21 protein-coding genes are annotated in these 22,922 nt (G+C 60.6%); 6 read left to right on the top strand and 15 right to left on the bottom strand.

The window, feature by feature from the left end; genetic code table 11:
• Window positions 1–9 precede the first annotated feature (9 nt).
• The 4 genes from ACLD1Y_RS01710 to ACLD1Y_RS01695 all read right to left on the bottom strand — a co-directional run bounded on the left by ACLD1Y_RS01710 (window position 10) and on the right by ACLD1Y_RS01695 (window position 6,119).
• Entirely contained in the window at window positions 10–1,716 is a 1,707-nt protein-coding gene (locus ACLD1Y_RS01710; RefSeq protein WP_429474873.1) for a putative 2-aminoethylphosphonate ABC transporter permease subunit, read from the bottom strand.
• 1 nt (window position 1,717) lies between these two features.
• Complete coding sequence (locus tag ACLD1Y_RS01705; protein WP_429474871.1) at window positions 1,718–2,782, bottom strand: putative 2-aminoethylphosphonate ABC transporter ATP-binding protein; 1,065 nt, start codon at window positions 2,780–2,782, stop codon at window positions 1,718–1,720.
• A 237-nt stretch (window positions 2,783–3,019) separates the two neighbouring features.
• Window positions 3,020–3,883: a LysR family transcriptional regulator gene (locus ACLD1Y_RS01700; protein ID WP_429474869.1), complete on the bottom strand. Its 864-nt coding sequence runs from the start codon at window positions 3,881–3,883 to the stop codon at window positions 3,020–3,022.
• 16 nt (window positions 3,884–3,899) lie between these two features.
• The gene (locus tag ACLD1Y_RS01695; protein ID WP_429474867.1) at window positions 3,900–6,119 is read right to left on the bottom strand and encodes a heavy metal translocating P-type ATPase; all 2,220 of its coding nucleotides are present in this window, start codon (window positions 6,117–6,119) and stop codon (window positions 3,900–3,902) included.
• Window positions 6,120–6,203: 84 nt separating this feature from the next.
• On the opposite strand from ACLD1Y_RS01695, the gene cadR reads away from it, so the two are divergent.
• Entirely contained in the window at window positions 6,204–6,644 is a 441-nt protein-coding gene (gene cadR / locus ACLD1Y_RS01690; RefSeq protein ID WP_135291915.1) for a Cd(II)/Pb(II)-responsive transcriptional regulator, read from the top strand.
• A 134-nt stretch (window positions 6,645–6,778) separates the two neighbouring features.
• On the opposite strand, the gene ACLD1Y_RS01685 is transcribed toward cadR, so the two are convergent.
• Complete coding sequence (locus tag ACLD1Y_RS01685; protein WP_429474864.1) at window positions 6,779–7,612, bottom strand: thymidylate synthase; 834 nt, start codon at window positions 7,610–7,612, stop codon at window positions 6,779–6,781.
• Between the two features lie 52 nt (window positions 7,613–7,664).
• Window positions 7,665–8,477, bottom strand: coding sequence for a prolipoprotein diacylglyceryl transferase (lgt, locus tag ACLD1Y_RS01680; RefSeq protein WP_010207296.1), 813 nt, complete (start codon window positions 8,475–8,477; stop codon window positions 7,665–7,667).
• A gap of 215 nt (window positions 8,478–8,692) precedes the next feature.
• Here lgt and ACLD1Y_RS01675 point away from each other — a divergent pair, with 215 nt between their 5' ends.
• A complete protein-coding gene (locus tag ACLD1Y_RS01675; RefSeq protein WP_429474862.1) occupies window positions 8,693–9,439 on the top strand; it encodes an NRDE family protein in 747 nt (248 codons plus the stop codon).
• A gap of 90 nt (window positions 9,440–9,529) precedes the next feature.
• On the opposite strand, the gene ptsP is transcribed toward ACLD1Y_RS01675, so the two are convergent.
• Complete coding sequence (gene ptsP, locus ACLD1Y_RS01670) at window positions 9,530–11,809, bottom strand: phosphoenolpyruvate--protein phosphotransferase (RefSeq protein ID WP_429474861.1); 2,280 nt, start codon at window positions 11,807–11,809, stop codon at window positions 9,530–9,532.
• Between the two features lie 22 nt (window positions 11,810–11,831).
• The gene (locus tag ACLD1Y_RS01665) at window positions 11,832–12,311 is read right to left on the bottom strand and encodes an RNA pyrophosphohydrolase (RefSeq protein ID WP_003176750.1); all 480 of its coding nucleotides are present in this window, start codon (window positions 12,309–12,311) and stop codon (window positions 11,832–11,834) included.
• A 143-nt stretch (window positions 12,312–12,454) separates the two neighbouring features.
• On the opposite strand from ACLD1Y_RS01665, the gene ACLD1Y_RS01660 reads away from it, so the two are divergent.
• Window positions 12,455–13,111 carry an HAD family hydrolase gene (locus ACLD1Y_RS01660; protein ID WP_429474858.1) on the top strand — a complete coding sequence of 219 codons (657 nt, stop codon included), beginning with the start codon at window positions 12,455–12,457 and terminating at the stop codon, window positions 13,109–13,111.
• A 105-nt stretch (window positions 13,112–13,216) separates the two neighbouring features.
• Here the strand turns inward: ACLD1Y_RS01660 and ACLD1Y_RS01655 are convergent, their stop codons facing one another.
• On the bottom strand, window positions 13,217–13,630 hold the full coding sequence (locus tag ACLD1Y_RS01655; RefSeq protein ID WP_429474856.1) for a DUF2269 family protein: 414 nt from the start codon (window positions 13,628–13,630) through the stop codon (window positions 13,217–13,219).
• Window positions 13,631–13,671: 41 nt separating this feature from the next.
• Window positions 13,672–15,216: a threonine ammonia-lyase, biosynthetic gene (ilvA, locus tag ACLD1Y_RS01650; RefSeq protein WP_429475365.1), complete on the bottom strand. Its 1,545-nt coding sequence runs from the start codon at window positions 15,214–15,216 to the stop codon at window positions 13,672–13,674.
• 108 nt (window positions 15,217–15,324) lie between these two features.
• Between ilvA and rpiA the strand changes: the two genes are divergently transcribed.
• On the top strand, window positions 15,325–15,996 hold the full coding sequence (rpiA, locus tag ACLD1Y_RS01645; protein WP_065902245.1) for a ribose-5-phosphate isomerase RpiA: 672 nt from the start codon (window positions 15,325–15,327) through the stop codon (window positions 15,994–15,996).
• Window positions 15,997–16,128: 132 nt separating this feature from the next.
• On the opposite strand, the gene ACLD1Y_RS01640 is transcribed toward rpiA, so the two are convergent.
• The 4 genes from ACLD1Y_RS01640 to ACLD1Y_RS01625 all read right to left on the bottom strand — a co-directional run bounded on the left by ACLD1Y_RS01640 (window position 16,129) and on the right by ACLD1Y_RS01625 (window position 20,353).
• Window positions 16,129–17,043: an SdiA-regulated domain-containing protein gene (locus ACLD1Y_RS01640; RefSeq protein ID WP_429474854.1), complete on the bottom strand. Its 915-nt coding sequence runs from the start codon at window positions 17,041–17,043 to the stop codon at window positions 16,129–16,131.
• A 123-nt stretch (window positions 17,044–17,166) separates the two neighbouring features.
• Window positions 17,167–18,093 carry an SdiA-regulated domain-containing protein gene (locus ACLD1Y_RS01635; protein WP_429474852.1) on the bottom strand — a complete coding sequence of 309 codons (927 nt, stop codon included), beginning with the start codon at window positions 18,091–18,093 and terminating at the stop codon, window positions 17,167–17,169.
• 177 nt (window positions 18,094–18,270) lie between these two features.
• Window positions 18,271–18,936, bottom strand: a complete 666-nt coding sequence (locus tag ACLD1Y_RS01630) for a fumarylacetoacetate hydrolase family protein (RefSeq protein WP_429474850.1) — start codon at window positions 18,934–18,936, stop codon at window positions 18,271–18,273.
• A 22-nt stretch (window positions 18,937–18,958) separates the two neighbouring features.
• Complete coding sequence (locus tag ACLD1Y_RS01625) at window positions 18,959–20,353, bottom strand: FAD-binding oxidoreductase (RefSeq protein WP_429474848.1); 1,395 nt, start codon at window positions 20,351–20,353, stop codon at window positions 18,959–18,961.
• Between the two features lie 204 nt (window positions 20,354–20,557).
• On the opposite strand from ACLD1Y_RS01625, the gene serA reads away from it, so the two are divergent.
• Complete coding sequence (gene serA, locus ACLD1Y_RS01620; protein WP_005792342.1) at window positions 20,558–21,787, top strand: phosphoglycerate dehydrogenase; 1,230 nt, start codon at window positions 20,558–20,560, stop codon at window positions 21,785–21,787.
• Window positions 21,788–21,851: 64 nt separating this feature from the next.
• Here serA and ACLD1Y_RS01615 read toward each other — a convergent pair whose 3' ends face one another.
• Window positions 21,852–22,292 carry a DUF4399 domain-containing protein gene (locus ACLD1Y_RS01615; RefSeq protein WP_429474846.1) on the bottom strand — a complete coding sequence of 147 codons (441 nt, stop codon included), beginning with the start codon at window positions 22,290–22,292 and terminating at the stop codon, window positions 21,852–21,854.
• 134 nt (window positions 22,293–22,426) lie between these two features.
• On the opposite strand from ACLD1Y_RS01615, the gene ACLD1Y_RS01610 reads away from it, so the two are divergent.
• Complete coding sequence (locus ACLD1Y_RS01610; RefSeq protein ID WP_429474844.1) at window positions 22,427–22,921, top strand: transporter substrate-binding domain-containing protein; 495 nt, start codon at window positions 22,427–22,429, stop codon at window positions 22,919–22,921.
• Window position 22,922: the final 1 nt, after the last annotated feature.

Raw genomic sequence — 22,922 nt, 5'->3', positions numbered from 1 at the left:
CTATCGGGATTATTGGCCCGGCGCGGTTTGGCGCCAGGCTTGGGAGCGACGCAGTGCGCCGCGTGAGGCCCACGCCAGCAGCAGCGAGACGCCGGCCGACGTGAACAGGATCAGGGTGGACATGGCCGCCGCACCGCCCACGTTGCCGGCGTCGTCCATGTTCAACACGGCGACAGCGGCAAGGATGGTGTCGGGGCTGTAGAGGAAGATCGCGGCGGACACGGTGGTCATTGCCGACACAAACAGGTAGCGCACGATGTCCAGCAGAGCGGGCAAGCAGATCGGCACGGTGACTTTCAGGTAGTGGCGGTACAGCGGCGCCTTGAGGGACAGCGCGGCAGCTTCGAACTCGGCGTCCAGCTGGCGCAGCGCCGTGGTGGCGGTCATCTGGGCGGTGGTCAAATAATGCGCAATGGTGCACACCACCAGCAGGGTCATGGTCCCGTAGAACACATGCAGCGGGTTGCCGTTGAGGTTGAAAAAGAACACGTAGCCCAGGCCCAGCACCAGCCCCGGCACGGCCATTGGCACAAAGGTGAGCAGGCGCAGCGCGAGGTTGAGGCTTTTCTGGCCCTTGGTCTTTTCTATCAGGTAGGCGCCGGTGAAGATCAGCACGCTGCCGATCAATGCGGTGCACACGGCCATGGTCAGGCTGTTGCGATAGGCCAGCCAGCCGCCGCCAGCGGTGTCTTCGAACTGGTAGTGGTTCAACGACAGCGACAGGTTGTACGGCCAGAATTTCACCAACGAGGAGTACACCGCCATGCCGAACACCAGCAGCAATACGGCGCAGATCAGTAGGACGATGGCCAGGTAGCAGCCGTCTCTTACCCGTGAAGGCACCGGCTGAAAGACCTGGGCACGGCCGCTCATGGAATCACCGTGACGACGGCGCAACCACGCATCCACACCAAAGCTGAACAGCGCCGGCAGCAGCAACACCATGCCAATCAACGCACCGCGACCGAACTGTTGCTGGCCGACCACCGCCTTGTAGGCTTCCAGCGCCAGCACCTGATAATCGCCACCCACCACCACGGGCACGCCGAAGTCGGTGATGGTCAGGGTGAACACCAAACAGAACGCGGCGAACACCGCCTGGCGCGTGGCCGGCCAGGTGATGCTGCGAAATGCCCGAGCGGGGCTGGCGCCCATGCTGGAGGCGGCATCGAACAGACGCGCATCCGCCAGGGACAGGGCCGACAGTAGAATCATCAAGGCGTGTGGGAAGGTGTAGATCACCTCTCCAAGAACGATCCCCCAGAAGCCGTAGATGTTTTCCGAGAGCAACCCGCGCAACATGCCCTGGTTGCCAAACAGGTACACCAGCGCAATGCCCGGCAACATCGACGGCGCCATCAGCGGCAACAACGACAGGCCTCGCCAGATCGCCTTACCCGGGATCAGCGTGCGTTGCAGCGCGTAGGCAAACAGATAGGCCAGCGGTACGACGATGGCCGCGACGCTGAGGGAAACTTTCAGGCTATTGCCCAGCAGCCAGTGGAAGTTGGCGCTGGTCAGCAGCTCACGCGCTGCAACAAGACCACCGCCCTGCCCGGCTTCGCTGCTGAAACCGCGCCAGAAAATCGCCAGCAACGGCATCAGTACCGCGACGCACAGCAGTGCCAGCCACAGCAGTTTGCCGCCGACGACAAACAGTCGATCACCGGTTTCGGCGCGGGAGACCTGACGCGGTAGCGTTATGACAGCGGCCATCTCAGGCAAACACCTGCAGGCTGCGCGGCGGCAGGGCGACCCAGATGTCCTGGGCGCCGAGGCGTGGCATGGCTTCCGGGGCCAGCTCGGCCAGCAGTGCGTGGCCGGGCAGTTGTTCCAATTCAAAACTCATGCGGCAGCGGTTGCCGAGAAAGGTGATCTCACGGACCTTGGCCGGGAACAGGTTTTCTTCATGCACCGGCGGGTTGACGCTGATGGCTTCCGGGCGGCAGAACAGACGGCCAGACTTGGCCACCCCCGCATCATCGGCCAGGCGCATGTTCATCCCGCCGACCTGGGCGTGGCTGGCGCTGTTGCGGCTGAACGGCAGCCAATTGCCCTGGCCGACAAACTCGGCCACGAACGGTGTGGCCGGGCGGTCGTAGATCTCCTGGGGCGTGGCGTATTGCTCGACCTTGCCATTGTTCATCACGGCAATGCGGTCGGCCATCAACATGGCCTCGTCCTGATTGTGGGTGACCATCAACGTGGTGATGCCCAGGCGCCGTTGCAGCTGGCGCAGCTCGGTGCACAGGTGCTCACGCACCCGGGCGTCGAGGGCGGACATGGGCTCGTCCAGCAGCAATAACGAAGGCGCCGGCGCCAGGGCGCGGGCCAGGGCTACACGTTGTTGTTGGCCGCCGGAGAGTTGGCCGGGGTATTTTTTCTCGCTGCCCGCGAGGCCCACCAGTTCGAGCATCTGGCCGACGCGCTTGCGCACTTCATCGCGGCCGCTGCCGGTAAGGCCGTAGGCGATGTTCGCTTCTACTGTGAGGTTGGGAAACAGCGCGTAGGACTGGAACAAAATGCCGTAGTCCCGCGCCTGGGGCGGCAGCCGGGAAACGTCACGTTCGCCCAGGTAAAGTTCGCCGCTGTCCTGGCGCTCAAGGCCCGCGATGCAGCGCAGCAAGGTGGTCTTGCCGCAACCGGACGGGCCCAGCAGGCACACCAGCTCACCGGCGGCGACGTCCAGGGACACATTGTCCAACGCAGTAAAGGCGCCGAAGCGTTTCTGGACACCGCGCACCTTCATGGAAGCGCCGGGTTGGGTCAGGGCTGTGTTCATGGGGGCACCTCATTAAACGAATGAGGGCCATGCTAGGGAGGGAATGCGTCGCTGGTGTGGCAGGAAGGCAAAAGGGAGTGATAGTGGTATTGGTGGATTTGGGTTGGGGTTATAGAGGTGCGGTGACTGGAATACCGCTTTCGCGAGCAAGCCCGCTCCCACACTTGATCGGGTTCACACGGTCAAAATGTGGGAGCGGGCTTGCTCGCGAAGGGGCTCTCAACACCACCATAGATCTCAAATGGGCGACATTTCCTGCGCCAACCCCAGAAAAGCCGCCGGCAGCCGCGCGCCCTTTCGTTCCTTGAGGCAGTACAAATACTCCGGAATCTGCGGCGCATTCTCGATGGTCAACACCCTCAGCTGCGGGTCGTGGGGCACTTCCTGGCGCGCAATGATGCTGATGCCGATATTGCGCAGCACCGCCTCGCGGATCGACTCCCGGCTACCGATTTCCAGCAGCGGCCCGTAGCTCACATGGGCGCCTTGCAGCATCGCTTCCGTCAGCCGCCGCGTGGTCGAGCCCGCTTCGCGCATCAACAACGTATGCCCGGCCAACGCGCTGAGCGGCACATGATCGAGTGTGGCCAAGGGATGGTTGCGGTGCACTGCCAGCACCAGCGGATCGCTGCCCAATACACGACGGATCAGGCGGGGGTCTTCCAGCAGTTGCGAAGACGCAGCGACATCGACGCGGTAATCATCCAGCGCTTCGAGCACCTGCTGGGAGTTGCCGATCTCTACTGACACCTCCACCTGGGGCAGGCGCTCGCGAAAGGCTTTGACCAGGTCGAGGATGTAATACGGCGCCGTCGCGGCAATCCTCAGCGCTCCCTGGACCTGGCCGTTGTTACGCAGGAAAAATTCGATATCCGCTTCTTGCTGCAACAGCGCCTTGACCATCGGCAGCAACCGCGCGCCTTCGTCACTGACGGTGAGGCGGCGGCCGCCACGGTAGAACAGCTCAACGCCGTATTGGCTTTCGAGGTTGCGAATCTGCGTGGTGACGGTGGGCTGGCTCAGGCCGAGCTTTTTCGCCGCCTGGGTAATGCTGCCCAGGCGGGCGACCATGAAAAAAGCCTTTAGCTCGGCACTCAGCACACCACCCTCTCATCCTTTATTTGCGCAGCAGGCGCAGGCCATTGAACACCACCAGTAGGCTTACGCCCATGTCGGCAAACACCGCCATCCACATGGTGGCCATGCCCAGGAAGGTGACCGCAAGGAAGATCGCCTTGATCACCAGCGCCAGGGCGATGTTCTGCTTGAGGATACTCGACGTTTGCCGCGACAACCGAATGAATGCCGGAATCTTGCGCAAATCATCGTCCATCAGCGCCACGTCGGCGGTCTCGATGGCCGTGTCGGTGCCGGCCGCCGCCATGGCAAACCCGATCTCGGCGCGGGCCAGGGCCGGGGCGTCGTTGATCCCGTCGCCCACCATGCCCACACGGTGGCCTTGACTGTAGAGGGCCTCGATGGCTTGCAGTTTGTCGGTGGGCAGCAGGTCGCCACGGGCCTGATCGATGCCGACCTGGGCGCCAATCGCCTGGGCGGTGTGGGTGTTGTCGCCGGTGAGCATCAGGGTTTTGATGCCCAACTCGTGGAGTTGCGCGATGGCTTCGCGGCTGCTGTCTTTGACCGTATCGGCCACGGCGAACAGTGCCAGCGGGCCAGACTTGTCGAGCAGCAACACCACGGACTTGCCTTGTTTTTCCAGGGCGAAGAGTTTTTCTTCAAGCGCAGGCGAGCATAGGCCGAGGTCTTCCACCAGGCGGTGGTTGCCCAGGTGGTAGGTTTCACCGTTGATATCGCCGCGCACGCCACGACCGGCGAGTGCTTCGAAGTTATCCACAACGTGGACGGACAGGTTTTTATCCACAGCCGCGTTGGCGATGGCCAAAGACACTGGGTGATCGGAACGCCCGGCCAAGCTTGCGGCCAGGGCCGGGGCGCTGCCTTCGACGGTGGGGAACAACGCCAGGTAATCGGTTTGTACCGGTTTGCCGTGGGTGATGGTGCCGGTCTTGTCCAGAGCCAGGTAGTCGAGCTTGTAACCGCCCTCCAGGTACACGCCGCCCTTGATCAGAATGCCTTTGCGCGCCGCCGCTGCCAGGCCGCTGACGATGGTGACCGGGGTGGAGATCACCAGCGCACACGGGCAAGCCACCACCAGCAGCACCAGGGCGCGGTAGATCCAGTCAAACCACACGCCAGCCATGAACAGCGGCGGGATCACCGCCACGCCGAGGGCAAACAGGAACACGGCCGGGGTGTAGATTTTCGAGAAGCTATCGACAAACCGCTGAGTCGGCGCCCGCGCGCCCTGGGCCTGTTCCACGGCGTGGATGATGCGCGCCAGGGTGGAGTTGTTGGCCGCTGCGGTGACGGTGTACTCCAGGGCACCGGCTTGGTTGATGGTGCCGGCGAAGACTTTATCGCCCACGGTCTTTTCAATCGGCAGGCTTTCGCCGGTGATCGGCGCCTGGTCGATGGTGGATTGCCCAGCGGTGACTTCACCGTCCAGGCCAATGCGCTCGCCAGGTTTTACCCGCACGATGGCGCCCAATTCGATACTTTTAACGTCTTTCTCAGCCCAAGAACCATCAGCCTGCTGAACAGTGGCCTGTTCCGGGGTCATCTGCATCAAACCGCTGATGGCGTTGCGCGCACGGTCCAGGGACTTGGCTTCGATCAACTCGGCCACGGTGAACAGGAACATCACCATCGCCGCTTCTGGCCACTGGCCGATCAGGATCGCACCGGTGACCGCAATGCTCATCAAGGCGTTGATGTTCAGGTTCAGGTTCTTCAGGGCGATCCAGCCCTTTTTATAGGTGGTGAGACCGCCGCTGAAGATCGACACCAGCGCCACCAACGCAATCACCCAGGTCGGCGCGGCGTTGGTGAAGTGCAACACTTCGGCGCCCAACGCACCCACGCCGGACACCGCCAGCGGCCACCAATGTTTCTTGGCAGGCGGCGCGGCAGGTGGAGTGCCGTCCTCAATGGGGTCGGCCTGCATGCCGATGGATTTGATCGCCGCGATGATCGGCGCGGTGCTCGGCAGGTCGTGGGTGACACCGAGGAAGCGGTTGATCAGGTTGAATTCCAGTTGCTGCACGCCAGCCAGCTTGCCCAGCTTGTTCTGGATCAGGGTTTGCTCGGTGGGACAGTCCATGGCTTCGATGCGGAACGTGCTCAGCCGCGAGCCGGCGGTTGGGGCTTCGCTCACTTGCACCAACGCAGGCGCGGGAGTGCCGGAGCAGCAGGCGCCGCCATGGCCGTGCTTATGCACAGGGGTAAGTTTGTTGGGGGTATGCAGGGAGTCGCTCATCAGGTCGCGTCCGTAAGGTGCCTGTTGCCAAGTAAAGACCCTGTAGCCACTATAGGGTCAAGCACCCATTTGGAGATTGCTGCGATGAAGATCGGCGAACTGGCAAAACTGACCGACTGTCAGGTGGAAACCATCCGTTATTACGAGAAGGAAGGCCTGCTGCCACCGCCTGCGCGCACCGAGGCCAATTACCGCGTGTACACCCAGGCGCACACCGAGCGGCTGATCTTTATCCGCAACTGCCGCAGCTTGGACATGACTCTGGAAGAAATCCGCAGCCTGTTGGGGTTACGGGACAGCCCGCAGGACCAGTGCGAGAGTGTGAATGCGTTGATCGACGAGCATATCCAGCACGTCAAGGCGAGGATCGATGGGTTGTTGGTGTTGCAGGAGCAGTTGCTGGACCTGCGCCAGCGCTGTGGTGGCGGGCCAGAGTGTGGGATTTTGCAGCGGCTGGAGGTCAGCGGGAGTGTGGTGGCGAGTGAGGCAGAGCCTTCGCATGTGGGCAGGAGCCATGGTCACTAATTCAGCCTGGTAACCGGATCAAAATGTGGGAGCGGGCTTGCTCGCGAATGCGGTGGGTCAGCTAACACCTATGCAAACTGATCCACCGCTTTCGCGAGCAAGCCCGCTCCCACACAAGCCCGCTCCCACATTGATCAGATGGCGACGTCAGCCTTGATGCTCGGATCAGCGTCATAACCCACAATTTCAAAATCTTCGAACTTGTAGTCATAAATCGACGCAGGCTTACGCTTGATCACCAACTCCGGCAGCTTCTTCGGTGTGCGCGCCAGCTGGGTTTTGATCTGCTCCATATGGTTGCTGTACGCATGGGTGTCGCCCGTGGTGACGATGATCTCGTGAGGGATCAGGTCGCACTGCTGGGCCAGCATATGGGTGAGCAACGCCAGCGCGGCGGTGTTGTACGGCAGGCCCAAAAATACATCGGAGCTGCGGATGTACAACTGCATCGACAGATGACCGTCATGCACAAACGCCTGGTACAGCAGGTGGCACGGCGGCAGGGCTTGCTTGCCGTTGCGGGCGTTTTCCTGGGGGCTCTTGGTTTCGTCGGGCAGGTACTCGACGTTCCAGCCGTGGAACAGGATGCGGCGGCTGTTGGGGTTGGTCTTCAACGTCTCGACCATGTAGTCGATCTGGTTGATCTTGCCGCCGTCCTTGGTCGGCCAGGCGGTCCACTGCTCGCCGTAGACCGGGCCGAGATCACCTTCTTCGGTGGCCCACTCATCCCAGATGCGCACGCCGTTTTCATTCAGCCACTTGATGTTGGTGTTGCCGCTCAACATCCAGATCAGCTCATTGGCGATGCTTTTGAAGTGAAGCTTCTTGGTGGTCAGCAGCGGGAAGCCGTCGGCCAAGTTATGCCGATACTGACGGGCAAACACGGCCTTGGTGCCGGTGCCGGTGCGATCGCCCTTGGTCAATCCATTGGTCACGACGTCGTTCAGTAGTTCGAGATATTGCTTCATTGGTTTACCCGTATCGTTTGAAGCCGAGATCCGCAGACCTCGGCATTCGAATTTAAAGCGCGGTGTTCTTCAAAGGTTGCGGGCGATTGTACGCCCACCACAGCAGGCCCAGGCCGCCGAGGATCATCGGCAGGCTGAGGATCTGACCCATGGTCACCCAACCGAACGCCAAGTAGCCCAGCTGCGCATCCGGCACGCGCACGAACTCGACGATAAAGCGGAAGATCCCGTAGAACAGCGCGAACATGCCCGACACGGCCATGGTTGGGCGTGGCTTGCGCGAGAAGATGTAGAGGATAAGGAACAGCGCCACGCCTTCCAACGCGAACTGATACAGCTGCGACGGATGGCGCGGCAGTTGCGCCGGGTCGCTGAACGGCGGGAACACCATGGCCCACGGCACGTCGGTCGGCTTGCCCCACAACTCGGCGTTGATGAAGTTACCGATACGCCCGGCGCCCAGGCCGATCGGCACCATGGGGGCGACGAAGTCCATCAACTGGAAGAACGACTTGCCGTTACGACGGCCGAACCACCAGGCGGCGATCATCACGCCGATGAACCCACCGTGGAACGCCATGCCGCCCTTCCACACTTCGAAGATCAGCGTTGGGTTGGCGATGTAGGCGGACAGATCGTAGAACAACACATAGCCCAGGCGCCCGCCGACGATCACCCCCATCGACAACCAGAAAATCAGGTCGGAGAGTTTTTCCTTGGTCCAGGTGGGGTCGAAGCGGTTCAGGCGTCGAGAAGCCAGGAACCAGGCACCGCCGATGCCGATCAGGTACATCAACCCGTACCAGTGGATTTTCAGCGGACCGATGGCCAGGGCCACCGGGTCGATCTGCGGGTAAGGCAGCATTGCGACTCCTCGTTACATCATTCGTCAGGGTGACCGGACCATGCCCGGGCGCGATTAAGGCTGCGTTACTGCTGCAAATACAGCAGAAATTAACAAGATGGCCCCGAATCAGGTCCGGCATGTTAACGGATGGAAGGCATGCGACCCAACTGGAGACGATGGAACGCCTCGGCCTGAGTGCGTAGAGTGGCAAAAAACACAAAAGGGATCGCCTGATGTGCCTGATTGTTTTCGCCTGGCGGCCGGGGCATGCCCAGCCGCTGATCGTCGCGGCCAACCGCGATGAGTTTTACGCCCGCCCCAGCCTGCCGCTGGCCCAGTGGCTGGATGCCCCCGACGTCTATGCCGGCCGCGATCAGGAAGCGGGCGGTACCTGGCTCGGCGTGAATGCCGATGGGCGTTTTGCCGCCCTGACCAATATCCGCGACCCGCACCAGCCGCCGGCACGCAAGTCCCGTGGAGAGTTGGTGGCGCGCTTTCTCAATGGAACCTTGCCAATTGATGAGTATTTAGCCGACGTTAACGGCCGTTCGATTGAATATGCCGGGTTTAACCTGCTGGTTGGGACGCGGGATGAGCTGTGGCATTACAACGCCACCCAGACTGAGCCGACTCAGTTGAAGGCGGGGGTGCATGGCTTGTCCAACGCCGGGCTGGATACGCCGTGGCCCAAGTTGCTCAAGGCCAAAGCGGCGTTGAGTGCGGTGCTGGACAACCCGCAGCCCGAGGCGTTGCTGGAGATTTTGAGTGACCCGCAGACGGCGCCGTTTGCAGAGTTGCCGGACACCGGGGTGGGGTTGGCGACGGAGAGCTTGTTATCCAGTGTGTTTATCGCCAGCCCCAGTTATGGGACGCGGGCGAGTACGGCGTTGATTATGAATGCGGATGGAAAGCGGCGGATGGTGGAGCGCAGTTTTGGGCCACATGGTGGGCGGTTGGGTGAGGTAGAACTCAACCTGTAGGAGCGAGCTTGCTCGCGAAAAACCTGAGAGCGCTGCGGGGAACCAGATACCCCGCGTTATCGTTAACGTTTTTCGCGAGCAAGCTCGCTCCTACAAGGTCTTCGCCGAAGCCGGGTTGATCATCCGCGTCAGCCCCAGGTTCTTCAGCGCCAACTGCAACGAGCTGTGGATAACTTGCGGGTTGTCGATGGTCATCAACTGCGCCAGCAAATCCTTGGCCATGCCCAAATCAACCTGGCGCAGCATCCACTTCACTTTCGGCAAGTTGGTGGCGTTCATCGACAGGCTGTCAAAGCCCATCGCCATCAACAGCACGGCCGCCGCCGGGTCGCCGGCCATTTCACCGCAGATGCTTACCGGCTTGCCTTCGGCATGGGCGTCACGCACCACGTGTTGCAGGGCTTGCAGCACGGCTGGGTGCAGGTAGTCGTAGAGGTCGGCCACCCGTGGGTTGTTGCGGTCCACGGCCAGCAGGTATTGGGTCAGGTCGTTGGAGCCCACCGACAGGAAGTCCACCTGCCGCGCCAATTCCTTGGCCTGGTACACCGCTGCGGGGATTTCGATCATCACGCCAATCGGCGGCATCGGTACGTCGGCGCCTTCGTCGCGCACTTCGCCCCAGGCGCGGTGGATCAGGTGCAGTGCTTCTTCCAACTCATGGGTGCCGGAGATCATCGGCAGCAGGATGCGCAGGTTGTTCAGGCCTTCGCTGGCCTTGAGCATGGCGCGGGTCTGCACCAGGAAGATTTCCGGGTGGTCGAGGGTCACGCGAATGCCGCGCCAGCCGAGGAAGGGGTTGTCTTCCTTGATCGGGAAGTACGACAGCGACTTGTCGCCGCCGATGTCCAGGCTGCGCATGGTCACCGGTAACGGATGGAAGGCTTGCAGTTGCTCGCGGTAGATCGCCAGTTGCTCCTTCTCACTCGGGAAGCGCTGGTTGATCATGAACGGCACTTCGGTGCGATACAGCCCCACGCCCTCCGCGCCACGCTGTTGCGCACGGGCCACATCGGCCAACAGGCCGGTGTTGACCAGCAGCGGCACGCGGTGGCCATCGGTGGTCACGCACGGCAGTTCGCGCAATGAATCCAGGCCCAGTGCCAGTTGCTTCTCTTCTTCCACCACTTCGGCGTATTGCTTGCGCAACACGTCACTGGGGTTGGTGAACACTTCACCGCGATGACCATCGACGATCATGTCGATGCCATCGACCTTGGCATACGGAAGGTCCACCAGGCCCATCACCGTCGGGATACCCATGGCTCGGGCCAGGATTGCGACGTGGGAGTTGCCCGAACCCAATACCGAGACCAGGCCCACCAACTTGCCCTCCGGCACTTCGCCGAGCTGGGTAGCCGTCAACTCTTCACTGACCAGGATGGTGTTGTCGGGGAAGACCATGTTGGTGGTACGGTCTTCCTGCAAGTAGGCCAGCAGACGGCGACCGAGGTCGCGTACGTCCGAGGCGCGTTCGCGCAGGTAGTCGTCGTCCATCATTTCGAAGCGGTTGACGTGATCGGTGACCACTTGGCGCAAAGCGCCCTGGGCCCACTGGCCGGTCTTGATCACGGTCTTGACTTCGTTACCCAGGGACGCGTCGTCGAGCATCATCTGGTACACGTCGAACAGCGCACGCTCTTCGGGGCGCAGCTGGGTGGCCAGCTTGTTCGACAGGTTGCGCATGTCGGCGCGCACGCCTTCCAGGGCGGTTTTGAACAGTTTGATTTCAGCGTCGATGTCTTTGACGGTCTTGTCCGGCACCACATCCAGGTCCGCCGGCGGTAGCATGACCACCGCCGTACCCACCGCAGCACCCGGCGAGCCTGGCACACCGACAAACTTGGCTTCCTGGATGCCCTTGCCCTCGCGGCCCAGGCCGCGAATCGAGCCGGTGGCTTCGGCGTGGGCAATGACGCCTGCGAGCTGCGCGCTCATGGTCACGAGGAAGGCTTCTTCACCTTCGTCGAACTGGCGGCGTTCTTTTTGCTGGATGACCAACACGCCGACAACGCGACGGTGGTGGATGATCGGCGCACCGAGGAACGAGGCGTAACGTTCTTCGCCGGTTTCGGCAAAGTAGCGGTAACGCGGGTGATCGGCCGCGTTTTCAAGGTTCAGGGGTTCTTCACGCGTCCCCACCAGGCCCACCAGACCTTCATTGGGCGCCATGCTGACCTTGCCGATGGAGCGCTTGTTCAAGCCCTCGGTGGCCATCAGCACAAAACGGTTGGTCTCGGGGTCCAGCAGGTAAACCGAGCAGACCTGGCTGCCCATGGCTTCCTTGACGCGCAACACAATAATCCCCAACGCCGCCTTGAGATCCTTGGCGGAGTTAACTTCCTGGACGATCTTGCGCAGCGTATTGAGCATGGCTCGGGGTCGAACTCCGTCGTCAGTCGCGCGCTAAAAGGCGCGGGGCAAGCTCTTTGAGCGCGCGACGGTAAACCTCGCGCTTGAATGTCACCACCTGGCCCAACGGGTACCAATAGCTGACCCAACGCCAGCCATCGAACTCCGGTTTACCGGTCAAATCCATCCGCACCCGCTGCTCGTTGGAGATCAGGCGCAGGAGAAACCATTTCTGCTTCTGGCCGATACACAGCGGTTGGCTGTGGGTACGCACCAGGCGTTGCGGCAAACGATAGCGCAACCAGCCACGGGTACAGGCCAGAATTTGCACATCTTCGCGCTCAAGGCCGACTTCTTCGTTCAACTCACGGTACAAGGCGTCTTCAGGGGTTTCGTCGGGGTTGATTCCGCCTTGAGGAAACTGCCAGGCATCTTGGTTGATTCGGCGAGCCCAAAGCACCTGTCCGGCATCATTCGTAAGAATAATCCCGACATTAGGACGGAAACCATCGGGGTCGATCACGGCAACAACCTCGCAAACGCATGTCGTCGCATTGTTCCACAAAGGTTGATGAAGCGGCAACGAGGCTTCTTAGCTTATGTGCACTCTTGTGAAAAGACCGTATTCTGGACGCCTTTTTACAGACTTTTCAGCGAGTAACCGCAATGCGCCTGGCTTTATTCGACTTGGACAACACCCTCCTCGGCGGTGACAGCGATCACGCTTGGGGCGATTACCTGTGTGAACGCGGGATTCTCGACCCGATCGCCTACAAGGCTCGTAACGACGAGTTCTATCAGGATTACCTCGCCGGTAAGCTGGATAACGCTGCCTATCTGAACTTCTGTCTGGAGATCCTGGGCCGCACCGAGATGGCCCAATTGGACGAGTGGCACCGCGACTTCATGCGCGACTGCATCGAGCCGTTAATGCTCCCGCGGGCAGTGGAGCTGCTGGAAAAACACCGCGCCGCCGGTGACAAGCTGGTGATCATCACCGCCACCAACCGTTTCGTCACCGGGCCGATTGCCGCACGCCTGGGCGTCGACACCCTGATCGCTACCGAATGCGAGATGGAAAACGGCCGCTACACCGGGCGCAGCACGGATGTGCCGTGCTTTCGCGAGGGCAAGGTGACGCGCTTGAATCGGTGGCTGGAGGAGACGGGGTATAGCCTGGAAGACAGCTATTTCTATAGCGATTCGATGAATGACCTGCCGCTGTTGGAGCAGGTGACGCATGCGGTGGCGGTGGACCCGGACCCGAATCTGCGGGCTGAGGCTGAGAAGCGTGGGTGGCCGGTGATTACACTGCGTAGCTGATACCTTCCCTTGTAGGAGCGAGCTTGCTCGCGAAAAGCCCGAGAGCACCGCGAGCATCCAGGATACCCGCGTTATCGTTGACGCCTTTCGCGAGCAAGCTCGCTCCTACACGGGCTTGGCCCCCATCAATCCCGCAATCGCCACAAACCCCACCAGGCTGACCACCGCCAGCACCAACGTGAAATTCAAGCTACCACCCTCGCCCTTACGCAACCGGTTAAGCCGTGCCACCAGCCAGAACCACGCCAGCGCCGCCACGGTGTAGAGGATGCTGGAACCCAGAATCCACGTCTGCCCCAGCGGCCAGCCAACCAAGTGCACCAGCCACCAGCCGGTAAACGGCATGCTGACCACGCAAATCCCCATCAACAACCACACAAACACCCACGGGCGCTGCACGGTGAGCGCCGGGCCGGCGCTGCGTTTGCGCCAAGCCAGCAGCGCCAAGCCCAGGCCGCTGAGCAGCAGCAACACTGTCGCCGCGATGTGGATAACTTTCAGGGTGGTCAGGGTTTCCATGTGTCGTCCTCCTTTAAGGCCGCACCCATCAGCGTAGCCCCTCAGCCGAGAAACAGCTTGTAGGCCGGGTTATCGCTTTCATCCCAATACGGGTAGCCAATGGCCTCCAGGGCCGCAGGCACCAGGTGGCGCTCGTGCGCTGGCACTTGCAGGCCAGCCACTACACGGCCATCTGCTGCGCCGTGGTTGCGATAGTGGAACATCGAGATGTTCCAGCGCCCGCCCAACTTGTGCAGGAAGTTGAACAAGGCGCCCGGACGCTCCGGGAACTCGAAGCGGAACACCACTTCGTTGCTGACATGGGCCGCATGCCCGCCGACCATATGGCGGATGTGCAACTTGGCCAGCTCGTTCTCGGTCAGGTCCAGCACCGGGAAACCCTGCTCGGTCAGGCTGGCGATCAGCGCACTGCGCGGGTCGTTTTCCGGGTGGGTTTGCACGCCGACAAAGATGTGCGCCTCGCTGCCGGAGTGGAAGCGGTAGTTGAATTCGGTGATCTGGCGCTTGCCCACAGCTTCGCAGAACGCCTTGAAGCTGCCGGGTTTCTCGGGAATGGTCACGGCGATGATGGCTTCGCGACCTTCACCCAGCTCGGCGCGCTCGGCCACGTGGCGCAAGCGGTCGAAGTTAACGTTCGCGCCGGAGTCGATGGCCACCAGGGTTTGCCCGGTCACGCCACGGGTCTCCACGTATTTCTTGATCCCGGCCACGCCCAGCGCGCCCGCAGGCTCGGTGATGGAGCGGGTGTCGTCGTAGATGTCCTTGATCGCCGCACAGATTTCATCGGTGCTCACGGTGATCACTTCATCGACATAGTCTTTGCAGATATCGAAGGTGTGCTGACCGATCTGCGCCACCGCCACGCCATCGGCAAAGAGCCCAACGGTCGGCAATACCACGCGCTCACCCGCCGCCATCGCGGCTTGCAGGCAGTTGGAGTCGTCCGGCTCCACACCAATGATCTTGATTTCCGGGCGCAGATATTTCACATACGCCGCAATACCGGCGATCAACCCGCCGCCGCCCACGGGTACGAAAATCGCGTCCAACGGCCCTGGGTGCTGGCGCAGAATCTCCATCGCCACGGTGCCCTGCCCGGCAATGGTGTGGGGATCATCGTAGGGATGGATGTAGACGTAGCCTTTTTCGTCGACCAGTTTGAGCGAGTAGGCCAGGGCTTCCGGGAAGGAATCACCATGCAGCACGACTTTGCCGCCACGAGAGCGCACACCTTCGACCTTAATCTCGGGGGTGGTCTTGGGCATCACGATGGTGGCTTTCACCCCCAGCACCTTGGCTGCCAGGGCAAGGCCCTGGGCGTGGTTGCCCGCCGAGGCCGTGACCACGCCACGGGCGCGTTCTTCGGCGGTCAGTTGGGTCAGCTTGTTGTAGGCGCCACGAATCTTGAACGAGAACACCGGCTGCAAGTCTTCACGCTTGAGCCAGACCATGTTGCCCAGCCGCTCGGAGAGCTGGCGGGCGGTCTGCAGCGGGGTTTCTACGGCAACGTCGTAGACGCGCGAGGTGAGGATCTTTTTGACGTACTGTTCAAGCATCGGCGGGCTTCTACTTTCACGGTTTGGCAGGGCCAAGGAGTCTAACCCGGCTTTTGGCCGGGCGACCACACGAATCCCGAGGTTTTGTTGGGTTATACTCGCCGCCCTCGATAACTCCCCGCCCGTTCCGGAGCCCGCATGACCCAGGATCAACTCAAACAGGCAGTGGCCCAGGCCGCTGTCGATTTAATCCTTCCAAAACTCGACGACAAGAGCATCGTCGGTGTCGGCACCGGCTCCACCGCCAACTGCTTTATCGATGCGCTGGCTCAACACAAAGGCGCGTTTGATGGCGCCGTGGCCAGCTCCGAAGCCACCGCCGCACGCCTTAAAGGCCATGGCATTCCGGTGTACGAGCTCAACACCGTGAGCGACCTGGAGTTCTACGTGGACGGCGCCGACGAAAGCGACGCGCACCTGAACCTGATCAAAGGCGGCGGCGCCGCCCTGACCCGCGAGAAGATCGTCGCGGCCGTGGCCAAGACCTTTATCTGCATCGCCGACGCCAGCAAGCTGGTGCCGGTGCTCGGCGCGTTCCCGCTGCCGGTGGAAGTGATCCCGATGGCCCGCAGCCACGTGGCCCGCGAGCTGGTAAAGCTGGGTGGTGACCCGGTTTACCGTGAAGGCGTGTTGACCGACAACGGCAACATTATCCTGGACGTGTTCAACATGCAGATCACCAACCCAGTTGAGCTGGAAACCCAGATCAATGCCATCGTGGGTGTGGTGACCAATGGTTTGTTTGCGGCGCGTCCAGCGGATGTGTTGCTGTTGGGCACTCCGGAAGGCGTGAAAACCCTCAAGGCCTGATGCACGCCTAAAGGCGGAGTGGGCTTGTGTGGGAGCGGGCTTGCTCGCGAATGCGGTGGATCAGTTGATACATCGGTGACTGAACCACCGCATTCGCGAGCAAGCCCGCTCCCACATTGGTCCAGCGTTACTTCAAGGACTCGGTTTCTTGAAGACGTAGAACAAATTCGGCTCACTGGTCAGGTACAAGTGACCGTCATCATCCATCGCAATCCCTTCCGCTTGCGGCACGCGCTGCTTCAAGCCATGGCGCCCTTTGAGCAATGACAGGCTGCTCAACGGCCGACCATCAATATCCAACTCCAGCACCAGAAACGACTCATCCGACAGCGCCAGCAAGTGGCCGCTGCGCTCATCGTATTGCAGGCTCGACAGGTCCCGCACAAACAACCCGGCATCGCGCTTGGGGTTGTTGATCACGTGCACCGAGTAGGTTTTTTCCGGCTTGAAATGGGGAAACCCGTGAACCTCGTAGATCAGCATCGGGTCACGTTCCTTGGCCACGAACAGGCGCTTGCCCACCGAGTCATAGGCCAGGCCTTCAAAGCCCTTGTTACCGCCGACATGCAGGCCCAGGGTCATCTGCTCGGCATCGGCGGCGTCGAGGAATCGGGTGTCGTCTTCCACATGCACCTTGATCAGCCGCTGCTGGCGCTCATCGCTGATCACATAGGTGTTTTCGCTGATAAATTCCACAGCCTCGGCATCGCCAAACCCCACCAGCGCAATGCGCCGCAGGATATCGCCCTGCAAGGAAAGCTCGATCAACTCGGGGTTTTTATTGGTGACGGTGAACAGGCTTTTGCGCACCGGGTCGTAGGTGAGGGCCGAGACGTCGTCTTGCAGACCCTCGATAACCTTGGCCTCCAACACCACCTGGTAATCGGCCAGGCCAATGGAACGTTCATTGGTGGGCTGGCGCCACGCCTGGAAGTTGAACCAGGCACGTTCGAACAGGCGAAAGTGCTGAGCAACGGCCCCGGCGCCGATCAAGGCGATCAGCGCAAGTGTCAGTAGAACGGTTTTGGGGCGGGCAAATCGGCGCATCGGACGGGCTCGAGAGCAAAAAAAGTGGCGAAGAAATATCACGCCCGTCTGAATTTAAACTTAAACGCGCCCTGATGTCTGGCGAATGCCGTTCTTAGAGAACTATCCGACGTAACTGGCGCGCTATTTCTGCCTTTCAAAACGATAGAACAGGTTTGGCTCACTGACCATGTACAGGGTGCCGTTCTCGTCCATCGTCACGCCTTCCGCCCGGGGAATGGTGTCCTTGAGGCCATTGAAGCCGCCAAGCAGGGTCATGAAGCTAACTTGCTCGCCCTTTCCATCCAGCTCCAGCAGCAAGTGGGAGTCCGCCGAGAGCACCAGCAGGTGCCCGGTGCGCGGGTCCACCGCCAGAGCCGAGAGGTTGCGCATGTCCAACTCGGTGCTGGTCAGCTTTTGCTTGTCGCCCACCAGGGTCTGGCTGCCATCGCTCTTCCAGGTGAACAGTGCCGGCGGGCGCTCTTCACCCAGGACGATCTGCTGGTTGCGCTTGTCCCAGGTGACGCCTTCGAAGGCTTTATTCTGGTTTTTGGAGGGCCCCAGGTCGTAGCTGGGGAAGTCGGCCTTGTTCAGTTCAGTGGTGGTGGCGTCGACCTTGATGATCGTCATGAGGTGCTGGCGCTCGTCGACCACGGCCAACAGGCCGTTTTCCATCACGGTCACGCCTTCCGGGTTATCCCAACCGTTGAGCGGCATCTTGCGCAGCACATCGCCCTGCAAGCTCAGCTCGACGAGGAACGGGTTCTTGCCCATCACGGAGAACAGGGTTTTGGTCTGGGGGTTGTAGGAGACGTCCGAGGCCTCGTCCTTCTCCATGCCCGGCAAAAGCTTGGCGTCGATCACGGCATGGTAGTCCGGCAGCCATACGCTGTCCTGGCGTTCGGCAGGGCTTTCGAAGCGCTCCAACACCCACAGCACGCCACGATCATCCCAATGCATGGCCCAGGAAACGCCATAGGCAATCACGCCGGCCAGCAACAGCCAGGAATACCAGCGCAAGGCAAAGCGGGAACGCGGCTTGGGGGTACTGGAAGGCAGGGGCACGGCCATTGGGCGCTTTTTCCGGGAAGTCAGCGTTAGGTGATAGCACAGGATCAAGAAGCCCGCGCGCAAGAGGCTGAGGATTATCCGGATGGGGTGTGAAAAAAATGCAAAGAACTGGATTTTGTGGACACACACAAACCAATGTGGGAGCAGGCCCGCTCCCACATTTTTGACCGCGTTTCGTCAGCGAACTTGGCTCTCGAAGCGATTAACGCCCGGCAATTCCAACACCAACTCATCCCCCACATTCAGCGGGCCTACGCCGGCCGGAGTGCCAGTGAGGATCACATCACCAGCCTGCAACGAGAAGCAGCCGGCCATGTATTGGATCATCGGGATGATCGGGTTGAGCATGATCGCGCTGTTGCCATCCTGGCGTACTTCGCCATTGATGCTCAGGCGGATGCCGATGTCAGTCACATCCGGGAAGGTGCTGCTGACCACGAACGGTGCGATCACCGCCGCGCCGTCGAAGGACTTGGCGATTTCCCACGGCAGGCCCTTGGCTTTGAGCTCGGCCTGTTTGTCGCGCAGGGTCAGGTCCAGCGCCGGGGCGAACCCGGAGATGGCGTCCAGCACTTCTTCACGGCTGGGCTTGGTCGACAACGGTTTGCCGATCAGCACCGCGATTTCCGCTTCGTAATGCACCGAACCACGCTCGGTTGGAATGGCGAAACCACCTTCCAACGCGACAACGCAGCTGCCCGGCTTGATGAACAACAGCGGTTCAGTCGGCACCGGGTTATCCAGTTCCTTGGCATGTTCGGCGTAGTTACGCCCAATACACACCACTTTCCCGACCGGAAAGTGGATATTGGTGCCGTCGACATACTTGTGCTGATAGCTCATGGAACGACTCCTTCAGGGGCGATTAAACAGCGAAGATTTTGCCGGGGTTCATGATGCCGTTCGGGTCGAATACGGCTTTGACGGCCTTCATGTACTCGATCTCAACCGGAGATCGGCTGTAAGTCAGGTAGTCGCGCTTGGTCATGCCCACGCCGTGTTCGGCAGAGATCGAACCGTTGTACTTCTCGACGGTTTCAAATACCCACTTGTTCACGGTGGCGCACTTGGCGAAGAACTCGTCCTTGCTCAGGTTTTCCGGCTTGAGGATGTTCAAGTGCAGGTTGCCGTCGCCGATGTGGCCAAACCAGACGATTTCGAAGTCTGGGTAATGTTCGCCGACGATCGCGTCGATTTCCTTCAAGAACGCTGGCACTTTGGAGACGGTGACCGAAATATCGTTCTTGTACGGAGTCCAGTGGGAAATGGTCTCGGAGATGTACTCGCGCAGTTTCCACAGGTTATGCAGCTGGGTTTCGCTCTGGCTCATCACGCCGTCCAGCACCCAGCCCTGCTCCACGCAATGCTCGAAGGTTTCCAGCGCGTGGTTGGCAACTTCTTCGGTAGTGGCTTCAAATTCCAGTAGCGCGTAGAACGGGCACTCGGTCTCGAACGGCGCCGGCACATCGCCACGGCCAAGGACTTTGGCCAGGGCCTTGTCGGAGAAGAATTCGAAGGCGGTCAGGTCCAGCTTGCTCTGGAACGCGTGCAGCACCGGCATGATCGAGTCGAAATCGGTGGTACCCAGCACCATCGCGGTGAGGTTTTTCGGCGCACGGTCCAGGCGCATGGTGGCTTCGACCACAAAGCCCAGGGTGCCTTCGGCGCCGATAAACAGCTGGCGCATGTCGTAGCCGGTGGCGTTCTTGATCAGGTCGCGGTTCAGTTCCAGCACGTCACCCTTGCCGGTGACGACCTTCATGCCGGCCACCCAATTGCGGGTCATGCCGTAGCGAATCACCTTGATCCCGCCGGCATTGGTGCCGATATTGCCGCCAATCTGGCTGGAACCGGACGACGCGAAGTCCACCGGGTAGTACAGGCCTTTTTCTTCAGCGACGTTCTGCAATTGCTTGGTGACCACGCCCGGCTGGCACACGGCGGTGCGGTCGGTGAGGTTCACGTCGAGGATCTGGTTCATATAGTCGAACGACACGACCACTTCGCCATTGGCGGCCACGGCAGCCGCCGACAGGCCGGTCCGCCCGCCCGATGGCACCAGCGCCACCTTGTGTGCATTGGCCCAGCGCACGATGGCCTGGACCTGCTCGATGGTCTTGGGGAAGACGACGGCGGTCGGCGCGGGTGCGAAGTGCTTGGTCCAATCCTTGCCGTAAGCCTCCAGGGAGTCTGCATCGGTCAGCACTTTGCCAGGCTCAACCAGGGTCTTTAGCTCATCAATCAGGGCAGGATGGGTCATCGACAGAACTCTCGAACAATTCATGGTCATCCTGAGAACGCTTCACGTCGCAGGAATGAGTGTTTGCGGGGCGCGTATGCTAGCATACCGCCCCCGCAGGACAGAGCCCAAAGGCGTTTCTGCGGTGACGGCTTTCCTGCCGTCCGGGTCAGATTCAGCGATCCGATTCCCTGCCATTTTTCTCCGGGATACAGGTTTACGCAGATGAGCAAGACTTCTCTCGATAAGAGCAAGATCAAGTTCCTTCTTCTGGAAGGCGTCCACCCATCGGCTGTCGACGTTCTGAAAGCCGCCGGGTACACCAGCATTGAGTACATCACCAGTTCTCTGCCGGAAGCCCAGCTCAAGGAAAAGATCGCCGACGCGCACTTCATCGGCATTCGCTCCCGCACTCAGCTGACCGAAGAGATCTTCGACCACGCCAAGAAACTCGTGGCGGTCGGCTGTTTCTGCATCGGCACCAACCAGGTCGACCTCAACGCAGCGCGCGAGCGCGGCATCGCGGTGTTCAACGCACCGTACTCCAACACCCGTTCCGTAGCGGAGCTGGTGCTGGCCGAGGCCATCCTGCTGCTGCGCGGCATTCCTGAGAAGAACGCTTCCTGCCACCGTGGCGGCTGGATCAAGAGCGCAGCCAACTCCTTCGAGATCCGTGGCAAGAAGCTGGGTATCGTCGGTTACGGCTCCATTGGTACTCAGCTGTCGGTATTGGCTGAAGGCCTGGGCATGCAGGTGTTCTTCTACGACACCCTGACCAAGCTGCCATTGGGCAACGCCACCCAAGTGGCCAGCCTGACCGAGCTGCTGGGCATGTCCGACATCGTGACCCTGCACGTTCCGGAAACCGCTGAGACCCAGTGGATGATCGGCGAGAAGGAAATCCGCGCCATCAAGAAAGGCGGCATCCTGATCAACGCTGCCCGTGGCACCGTGGTCAAGCTGGACGCCCTGGCCGACGCGATCAAGGACAAGCACCTGATCGGCGCGGCCATCGACGTGTTCCCGGTGGAGCCGCGCTCCAACGACGACATCTTCGAAAGCCCGCTGCGTGGCCTGGACAACGTGATCCTGACCCCGCACATCGGTGGCTCCACTGCCGAAGCCCAAGCCAACATCGGCCTGGAAGTGTCGGAAAAGCTGGTCAAGTACAGCGACAACGGTACCTCGGTATCGTCGGTGAACTTCCCGGAAGTGGCCCTGCCGGCTCACCCTGGCAAGCACCGCCTGCTGCACATCCACCAGAACATTCCTGGCGTGATGATGGAGATCAACAAGGTCTTCGCAGAAAACGGCATCAACATCTCCGGTCAGTTCCTGCAGACCAACGAGAAGGTCGGCTACGTGGTGATCGACGTCGACGCCGAGTACTCGGACCTGGCGCAAGAGAAGCTGCAGCACATCAACGGCACCATTCGTAGCCGCGTGTTGTTCTAAGGTTTCAACCGCACCACGAAAAAGGGAGCCCTTCGGGGCTCCCTTTTTTGCATCTGAACAAATCTTACTTGACGTTAACCGTGATGACTTTCGAGGCTACAGTAGGTTCGAACTGACGGTGTACGTTGTCGCCCGCCACCAGTTGCAAGGTGTGCTTGCCTGGAGTCAGGGTCAGTTCGGTTTCGGTCTGCGCCTTGCCGAAGTGAATCGAGGTGGCATCGGCTGGAATCGGATCGCCGGCCTGGAGCGACTGTACGTCCCGGTCTACCAGCAGGTGATGGTGACCGGCATTCGGCACTTGCTTGTCGATCGGCTCCAGGTCCAGGTTTTTTACGCCAAATTTGACGGTGAAGGTTTTATCGACGGTTGCGCCGTCTTTGGGCGAGACGATAAACACTTCAGCGCCTTTAGGCGCAGGGGTACGCGGCAGGTCGGCGGCGTTCGCCAACATGGAGGCGCCCAGCAACAGGCTGGCAATCGTTGCACGGGACAAAAAGGCTTTCATTCGCTTCTCCAGTTTTTCTGTGAAATCTGTAGGGTTATGACAACTTCGCGACAAATTGCTGTCCAAGGCACTCAACACCATAGCAAAGCGATGCTGAACGGCGCCTCGCACATAAAAATTCTCTAGGAGTGACCATGCGCTTTTCGCCTGGCCTGTTACTGCTGCTTCCCCTCATGAGCCCCTTGGCTCACGCCGAACTGGTCGATGATGTGTTCGACCGAGGCGAGTTGCGCATCGCCCTTGAAGCCAATACCCCGCCGTTCAACTTCAAGGAAGGCGACAAGCTAACCGGTTTTGAAGTGGAACTGGGTGAACAACTGGCTAAAGAGATGGACGTACGCCCCTCGTTTATCACCACTGATGACGCCGACCTGCTGCCGGGGGTGGAAACCGGCAAGTACGACGTGGCCATCAACCATATCGCTATGACTGCCGCGCTGCAGGATCGGTTCGATTTCAGTGAGGCGTATAACGAGAAGCCGGAACTGGTGATTCCGTTCCAGAAGGGTAACCCGGCGTTCAAGGCAAGCCTGGACAAGGCGTTGCAGCGGGTGAAGGCCGATGGGCGGTTGAAGGCGTTGGCGCAGAAGTGGCTTGAGGGTGAAACACCAATGGCCAAGACACAGTAAA

It is taken from the genome of Pseudomonas sp. 18175, from assembly GCF_050432925.1.
In the GTDB taxonomy this organism is placed as follows: Bacteria; Pseudomonadota; Gammaproteobacteria; order Pseudomonadales; family Pseudomonadaceae; genus Aquipseudomonas.
The sequence above is the reverse complement of the archived record's forward strand: the minus strand, read 5'-3'. Positions and strand labels throughout refer to the sequence as shown.